This window comes from Alcanivorax sp. (genome assembly GCF_002726155.1).
Lineage (GTDB): Bacteria > Pseudomonadota > Gammaproteobacteria > Pseudomonadales > Alcanivoracaceae > Alcanivorax.
Map to the genome: position 1 here is coordinate 1 of NZ_PBSH01000002.1, position 7,432 is coordinate 7,432.

7 protein-coding genes are annotated in these 7,432 nt (G+C 53.7%); 3 read left to right on the top strand and 4 right to left on the bottom strand.

All coding sequences use genetic code 11. The features are described from left to right. Positions 1 to 323, top strand: a 323-nt coding sequence (locus CL546_RS00235) for an endoribonuclease YicC domain-containing protein (protein ID WP_290492291.1), incomplete at its 5' end; no start/stop codon positions are given. 292 nt (positions 324 to 615) lie between these two features. Next, positions 616 to 1,833, top strand: coding sequence for a tyrosine-type recombinase/integrase (locus CL546_RS00240; RefSeq protein WP_290492292.1), 1,218 nt, complete (start codon positions 616 to 618; stop codon positions 1,831 to 1,833). A 185-nt stretch (positions 1,834 to 2,018) separates the two neighbouring features. On the opposite strand, the gene CL546_RS00245 is transcribed toward CL546_RS00240, so the two are convergent. From CL546_RS00245 to CL546_RS00260, 4 genes are all read right to left on the bottom strand, one after another. Beyond that, positions 2,019 to 3,251 (bottom strand): NAD(P)/FAD-dependent oxidoreductase, encoded by a 1,233-nt coding sequence (locus tag CL546_RS00245; protein ID WP_007149013.1) that lies wholly within the window; start codon positions 3,249 to 3,251, stop codon positions 2,019 to 2,021. Positions 3,252 to 3,353: 102 nt separating this feature from the next. Beyond that, positions 3,354 to 5,009: a GMC family oxidoreductase gene (locus CL546_RS00250; protein ID WP_007149730.1), complete on the bottom strand. Its 1,656-nt coding sequence runs from the start codon at positions 5,007 to 5,009 to the stop codon at positions 3,354 to 3,356. Continuing rightward, on the bottom strand, positions 5,009 to 6,421 hold the full coding sequence (locus CL546_RS00255; RefSeq protein WP_290492293.1) for a cytochrome P450: 1,413 nt from the start codon (positions 6,419 to 6,421) through the stop codon (positions 5,009 to 5,011). The genes CL546_RS00250 and CL546_RS00255 overlap by 1 nt, the downstream gene beginning before the upstream one ends. Before the next feature lie 14 nt (positions 6,422 to 6,435). Then, the gene (locus CL546_RS00260) at positions 6,436 to 6,756 is read right to left on the bottom strand and encodes a 2Fe-2S iron-sulfur cluster-binding protein (protein ID WP_007151505.1); all 321 of its coding nucleotides are present in this window, start codon (positions 6,754 to 6,756) and stop codon (positions 6,436 to 6,438) included. 122 nt (positions 6,757 to 6,878) lie between these two features. On the opposite strand from CL546_RS00260, the gene CL546_RS00265 reads away from it, so the two are divergent. Next, positions 6,879 to 7,432, top strand: a 554-nt coding sequence (locus tag CL546_RS00265) for an AraC family transcriptional regulator ligand-binding domain-containing protein (protein ID WP_290492294.1), incomplete at its 3' end; no start/stop codon positions are given.

A 7,432-nucleotide genomic window follows, 5' to 3' on the forward strand; every position in this document is an offset into this window, starting at 1 on the left:
AGCGGGAACGCCTGCGCACCCGCATTCAGGATGTGATCGACTCGCCGGACCCGGACCGGCTGGGGCAGGAACTTGTGATGCTGGCCCAGAAAATGGACGTGGACGAAGAACTGGACCGCCTGGTGACCCACGTCAGCGAAGTGCGCCGCATCCTCAAGAAGGGCGGCCACATCGGTCGCCGGCTGGATTTTCTGATGCAGGAGCTCAACCGCGAAGCCAACACCCTGGGCAGCAAATCCGTCGACAGCGAAACCACCGCCGCCGCCGTGGAATTAAAGGTGCTTATCGAACAGATGCGCGAACAGATCCAGAATATCGAGTAAAATCCAGGGAAGTCCATAATCGTATTTAATTCATTGTTTTTAAAGAATTAAATGCGAATCTCAGTCCATGGAAATCCACTGCCATCCACCCCTATCCAGACAAAAGTGGTGGGCAAAATGGTGGGCAAAAACGTGACTTTTTCCTCCCCCGCACCTATATTGACCTGAAATGGTGGGCAGCTCTCAAGGGGCTGCCTGCAAACCATTGATGACAGAGAATTTTTCTCTTCAATCAACAAACAAAAAGTGGTGGGCAGCCTGTTTTTATAGGCTCAAACGCCACAAGGTCAAAATGAGCAAACTCACCGCCACTCAGATCAAGTCCCTGGCAAAGCAGGCCCCCAAGAAGCATACCGATGGTGGCGGCCTCTATTTCTGCGTGCGCAAGTCAGGCACGCCCTACTGGATGCTGCGCTACAGCGCCCAAGGCAAGCGCCACGAGATTACCTTGGGCCAATACCCCCAGATGTCCCTGGGTGACGCCCGGGAAGCCGCTGTGCTAACCAAGCAAGGCATCCGCACGGGCACCGATCCAATCCAGGAAAGAGCCAAAGTTGTCCAGCCCGACATCCGCACCGTCAAAGACCTTTTCCAGGACTGGCATGAGACCGATCTGTCCCGGCGCCTGAAACACCCCAACATCCCCAAGCGCATCTACCAGAAAGAAATTCACCCGGTGATCGGCCTCTACCCGATTGCCGACGTCACCCCAAGGGATATCCGGGCCGTCCTGCAGCGCGTCCAGCGCAGCAACCGCCCCACCATCGCCAATGACACCCTGATGTACATGAAGCAGTTGTTTCGTCATGGCATCAAACTGGACCTGTGCCAGAACAACCCGGCCAGCCCATTCACCGTCAGCGACGCCGGCGGCGTCGAAGCCAGCCGGGAGCGCACCCTGACGCTGGAAGAAATCGAACATTCCTTTGGGGTCTTCCGGGAGCACATCAGCAGCTTTGGTCGAGACAACTATCGGGCCTGCTGCTTGTTCCTGGTGCTAGGCGTGAGAAAAAGCGAGCTATGCGAGGCCCGCTGGGAAGAATTCGATCTGGAAGCCGGAATCTGGGATCTCTCCAAAGAGCGCAGCAAGACTGGCGCAGCGATCACCATCCCTCTGCCAACCCAAGCCATTGAGTGGCTAAAGGTACAGCAAGGCCATGCCTGCGGCTCCCCCTATGTGTTCCCTGCCAGGCGCGCCAGCAAACGCCCACACATGGGCCCTGACACCCTGAACCGCGCCATTTCCAAGCTATTTGGCCGAGAGCCAGGCCGGAAGGTGCAGCCACCCAACAAAATGGGCGACCTGGAACACTTCACCATCCACGACCTGCGACGCACCTTCCGCAGCCTTGCGGCTGCGGAAGGCGTGCCGAGTCATGTGGCGGAACGGTGTTTGAATCACAAGCTGAAGGGAGTTGAGGGTATTTATGATCGGTATGATTATTTTGAGGAGCGAAAAGTGGCTCACCAGAGAGTAGCTAGCCTCATAGAAACTATGACACACCCATGATGCACAGGTGTGTTTGCGGCTGTTTTTACTGCTTTGGATAAGGGATATAAGGCTAGCTACACCATAAGCTATACAAAAACCGTGGTTTCAGCTGGATGGACATGGACACTCTTGGACGAAAGTACGACCTTCATTGACACACCTCGTCATTAAGACCGGTTACAGATAACAATTAGTTCCGCACTTCAGATTAAAGACTTCAGTTCAAAATTCAGATCACGCAATGCTTTAGCGCTGATGCTTTTGCGTTGCTGCACCAGCTTCTTACCCACCATGAAAGCAATAGGCAGATTGACTGCATCAACAGCAATGACACACCCCTCGCATAGATAGAAAACTGCAAATTCCTTGTCAGTGATGTTGCCACGTAGTACGCGCTGGTCATGATTTTGCGACAACCCTACCATCTGCAGGCGAACGTCATACTGGTTCGACCAGAACCAGGGGGCGCTATCGTAGGGCTTCTCCTCGCCCATAAGAGTCGCCGCCGCCGTACGCGCTTGATCCACAGCGTTAGCCACAGATTCAAGGCGCTGCCTCTTGTCGAAGAATAGATTCCGGTGGCGGGTACAATCGCCGATTGCCAAGATGTCAGGATCATCGGTGCGAGTAAATTCATCGACGACAATGCCGTCATCACAGAGCAGGCCAGCATGCTCAGCCAAGACCGTTTCCGGTATTACACCAATTGAGACAAGCACGATATCCGCTGGCACCTTGCCCCCACCGGACAAGGTCACGCCAGAGACGTGCCCCTGACCATCTGATTCAAAACCGGTTACAGCCGTCTCCAAGCGTACATCAACGCCGGCCCTCGCATGTTTGGCGTAGAAAAATTCGGACATCTCTGGCCCCGTAACACGCTGCATCAGACGCTCAGCAGCTTCCAGGACGGTAACATTAACACCTTGCTTGGTCGCACTGGCTGCCACTTCAAGTCCGATATAACCGCCCCCCACGATGACTAGGCGTTTGCCGGGTGCTAGCTCACTACGCAGGGCATCCGTGTCCGCGATATCATGCAAATAATGAATGCCTTTCAAATCTGAGCCCGGCGCGTTAAGGCGGCGGACATGTGAGCCAGTGGCCAAGACCAGTCGGTCGTACTGTAAGGTGCTTTGATCTGACAAAATGAGGTTTTTGTCGTCTCTGTTAATCTGTTCTACGCGCACGCCGAGCCGTAATTGCTGTCCCGCATTCTCGTAAACCGAAGGCGGTTTAAGGTATAACGATGCCTGATCAACCTCCCCCGCAAGGTAATTCTTTGACAAGGGCGGCCGCTGGTAGGGAGGGTGTGGTTCTTCGCTAACCAAAATCACTTCATTTGGGTATTTTTTTTGCAGCAAGGCGGTCAGAAGTGTTCCCGCTGCGTGTCCACCACCAATGATGACGGTGGTCTCTTTCTTTTTTTTGGTCATAACTTGTCTCTTTCTATGCGCCTTGGAACCGAGTTATCCATAAGCCAAAAACTTAGTGAAGAACAAGAAACTGTAATATCCAGCGAGCTAGGCACATGATGCCTAACCGCCTGCCATCGCGGCGTCCTCAAGAATCATCGCAGCCCCTTTCTCACCGATCATGGTCACCGGCTGATTAGTATTCCCACCAACCAGCGTTGGCATGATGGAAGCATCAACCACCCGCAACGATTGCAAACCGTGCACGCGAAGTCGGGAATCCACCACAGCCATCGGATCTCTCCCCATCTTGCAGGTGCCGACCGGGTGATATGCCGATTCGCCGCTGCGACGCACCCACTCGGCGAGATCTACGTCCTCCTGTATGGACTGGCTTGGTGAAATCTCTACGTCCTGGTGCACATAAAATGCACGCTGCGACAAGATCTTACGAACAAGCTTTACCCCACGAACGAGCTGCTCGACATCGGCAGGCTCAGCCATATAGTTGGGATCAATCAACGGGGCCGCCAGCGGATCGGCACTGTTTAAACCAATACGGCCACGGGACAAAGGCCTGAGCCCATAGAGCATCACTATGTAGCCATAACCGCTCATTGCGGTTTTCATGTCTCGCCCGTGATCGGCGTACAGCATTGGCCCGAAGTGTAGTTGCAGATCAGGTATCGCCAGCTCTGGCCGGGAGCAGATGAACCCACCAGCTTCAGCCCCGTTGCTCGACAGCACACCTCGACGACCGCTCAGGTATTGCAGTAAGGCCCACGCGCCCTTCAGCCAGTAGCTCGGATGCATCGAGATACTCTGACGGCTGCGAGCCCTGACCCGGACAAAAACATCGATATGGTCCTGAAGATTGCGACCCACACCCGCCAGTGCATGACGTAGCTCAATGCCATGTCGAGCAAGTTCCTCGCGGGGACCGATGCCTGACAACATAAGCAGTTGCGGCGAGTTAAACGCACCACCGCAGAGGATAACCTCACGCCCTGCACGAGCTCGCACCAGACCCTTTGCGCTGCGATACTCGACACCAATAGCGCGAGTGCCATCAAACAACACCCGAGTAACATGTGCATCACTACGAACGTTCAGGTTCGAACGCCCCGTCGCTGGATCAAGATAAGCACGCGCATTACTAAAACGCGAGCCGTCCTTCTGGTAAGTATAGTAATAGCCCACCCCCTCCTGTTCGGGGCCGTTGAAATCCCGATTGCGTCGATGCCCCGCCTGTACTCCCGCCTCGACAAACGCCGCACTCAACGGGTTGGTATAACGTCGCTCCGCCACATTGAGAGGGCCATCCTTACCATGGAATACTGCCGTACCCGGCACCGTCTCAGGCTCGTAATGTTCTGACTTACGAAAATACGGCAGCACCTCGGCGTATGACCAACCGTGACACCCCTGCCGTGCCCACTCGTCGTAATCCCTGGCGTGACCACGGATATAGACCTGGGCGTTAATCCCGCTCGAACCGCCAAGCATCTTGCCCCGCGGCTGGAACAACGAACGACCGTACATGTGACGCTGTGGCTCGGTATAGAACTGCCAGTTGAAACGGCGACTGAACATCAACTGCAAAAATCCCAGCGGCGTGTTGACGAAAGGGTTGCGGCGACTCTCCGGCCCGGCTTCGAGTAGCAACACCGAATAGAGGCCACTCTCGGACAAACGATTGGCTACCGCGCACCCTGCCGAGCCAGCGCCCACAACGATATAGTCGAATTCTTCAGTCGCCAGCCCGGTCAAACTTTTCATTAATTTTTTGCCGTCAGTTTGACCATCAACTTCGAATAACCGCGCACGAAGTTGGACTGTACACGCTCCGGCTCGCCAACCACTTCGATATTTTCGAAGCGCTTGAGCAGTTCTTCCCACAAAATGCGCAATTGCAGTTCGGCCAGGCGGTTACCCATACAACGATGAATACCGTAGCCAAAAGAAATATGGTTCCGTGCGTCCTTGCGATCAATAATGAGTTGATCGGGGTTGTCAAACTTGCGTTCGTCTCGATTACCTGAGGCATACCACATTAACACCCGGTCCCCTTTCTTGATGGTCTGGCCACGAAGTTCTACGTCCTGTGTCGCGACCCTGCGCATGTTGGCCAGTGGAGTTTGCCAACGAATGATTTCCGAAACCATGTTCGGAATCAGGTCCGGATTAGCCTTCAGCTTGGTGAACTCCTCGGGGAATTGATTCAAGGCCAAGACACCACCGCTCATGGAATTCCTTGTGGTGTCATTGCCGCCAACGATGAGCAGAGTCAGATTCCCGATAAACTCCATCGGCCGATTGATCAGGTCTTTTGTGTCGTCGTTGCTCTGCAACATATTGATCAAGTCAAAACCGGGTTCTTCGCCGGCTGCACGACGTGCCTCCTTGTCTCGCCACAGCCTTGAGAACGCCCTCGCCATGTCTGCCGCATCGTCAAACATGACATCTTGGTCGGTAAATTCGCCACCCGTGGCAGATGCCGCACCGGACAAGCGATCAGACCATTCAACGAGTTTATGGCGGTCTTCATAAGGGAAATCCAGCAGTGTAGCCAGCATGCGGCCAGTCAGCTCTTTGGATACTGCAGGCACCCAGTTGAAGGGTTTATCCAGCGGCAGGCTGTCTAGCACTTCGGCTGCTCGGGACCGGATTAAACCTTCCATTTCCTTAAGGTTTTTTGGCGCTACCACACCCTGCACCGCCCGACGTTGCACATCATGCTTGGGCGGATCCATGGCGATAAACATTTCCACCGATAGTCCGTCCGGTGGATCACCCAGAATAATTTGCGGTTCAGAGGAGAACAGTTCGTGACTCTTGTCCACGAACAAAATATCTTCATAGCGAGTTATCGACCAGAAAGGCCCGAATGGACTCTTCTTCTGGTAGTGTACCGGAGCTTCATCTCGCAGCCGCTTAAAATAGGCCCGCCACTGATCTTGTCGATACAAAAAAGGGTTGCTGGTGTCGATATCTTCGAGTGCCAAGGTGTTGACATCAGGCAAGGAGGTTTCGACGAATTCCATTTGTGTGGATCGAGAACCCACTGTCTTTCTCTTCGCCTTCATCAGCATTTTCATCGTTTTAATCTGAAAATGCATCGGCACCACTTTGGACGAGGCGTTGAATACTTTTGTCTGAAACGCATTGCTTGATCTTGTTTTTGTTGACATAGCATTCTCCCTGTTTACATCTGGAATTCAGGCAAATGCACGGTCATACCGTCCATCGCCTCAGTAATTTCTACCTGACACCCCAGGCGCGAGGTTCTCGCCCGCTCCGGGGTCATGGACAACATCTGTTCTTCTGCGTCACCAACCCTTCCGGTCTTGCCGAACCACTCATCGGGAACAATCATGTGACAGGTACCACAGGCGCATTCGCCGCCGCAGTCACCGTCAATACCTGGAACGGCGTTATCAACGGCGATTTGCATTAGCGTAGAACCCACCCCGAACTCCGTAACATGCTCGGTGTCGTCATGTTCAATAAAGATAATTTTTCCCACAGCGTGTCTCCTAGCATTTATATCTACCTTGAAGATTGGCTATGTGTCGGAACACCGACGAGGACATTTCTTGACAGACCGGGGACATTTAAAGACAGTTACCGCATTCCGAGGAATCGCTGATGGCAATAACGACGCTCAAACAGGGTTTGAAAAACGTGGATGCGGATATCCCGTCGAACTACTCACGCCTTATCGCCCGAGAACTTGGCTTGAGTGTACGAGAACTCCCTAGCCTCTTGCGCAACACGGGTGTAGATGTCGAACAATTACTCAAAGATGAAAGCTTGCTCACTGCAACCCAGCAGATTCAGATCTTGCGTAATGCTTTAGATTTATCCGGCAAACCAGAGTTCGGGTTACGGCTGGGCAGGCGTCTCACCCCCGCAACCCATGGGGTGATGGGATTTGTTGCTAACAGCAGCCCCGACCTTTATACCGCGCTGCAAGCCGTTCACACTTTCCTGCCTACCCGGGCGAGCTTTATTCAAGTGGACTTGCAGCGGGCTGAGGACTACCTGGAATGCGTTGTAAACTTCCAAGTACCGATGGAAAATGATGTGGAGCGCTGCCTGGAAGATACTGTGATCAAGGCTTTTTTCGAAATCGGCGAGTTCATCGTAGGCCGCCCTCTATATGAATCTGAAGTCCACTTCCCTCATCCAGCTCCCGTCTA

Bases quoted from the DNA above. Each gene is read 5' to 3' on its own strand.
- CL546_RS00240 (WP_290492292.1), top strand. From the start codon at position 616: ATGAGCAAACTCACCGCCACTCAGATCAAGTCCCTGGCAAAGCAGGCC.
- CL546_RS00245 (WP_007149013.1), bottom strand. From the start codon at position 3,251: ATGACCAAAAAAAAGAAAGAGACCACCGTCATCATTGGTGGTGGACAC.
- CL546_RS00250 (WP_007149730.1), bottom strand. From the start codon at position 5,009: ATGAAAAGTTTGACCGGGCTGGCGACTGAAGAATTCGACTATATCGTT.
- CL546_RS00255 (WP_290492293.1), bottom strand. From the start codon at position 6,421: ATGTCAACAAAAACAAGATCAAGCAATGCGTTTCAGACAAAAGTATTC.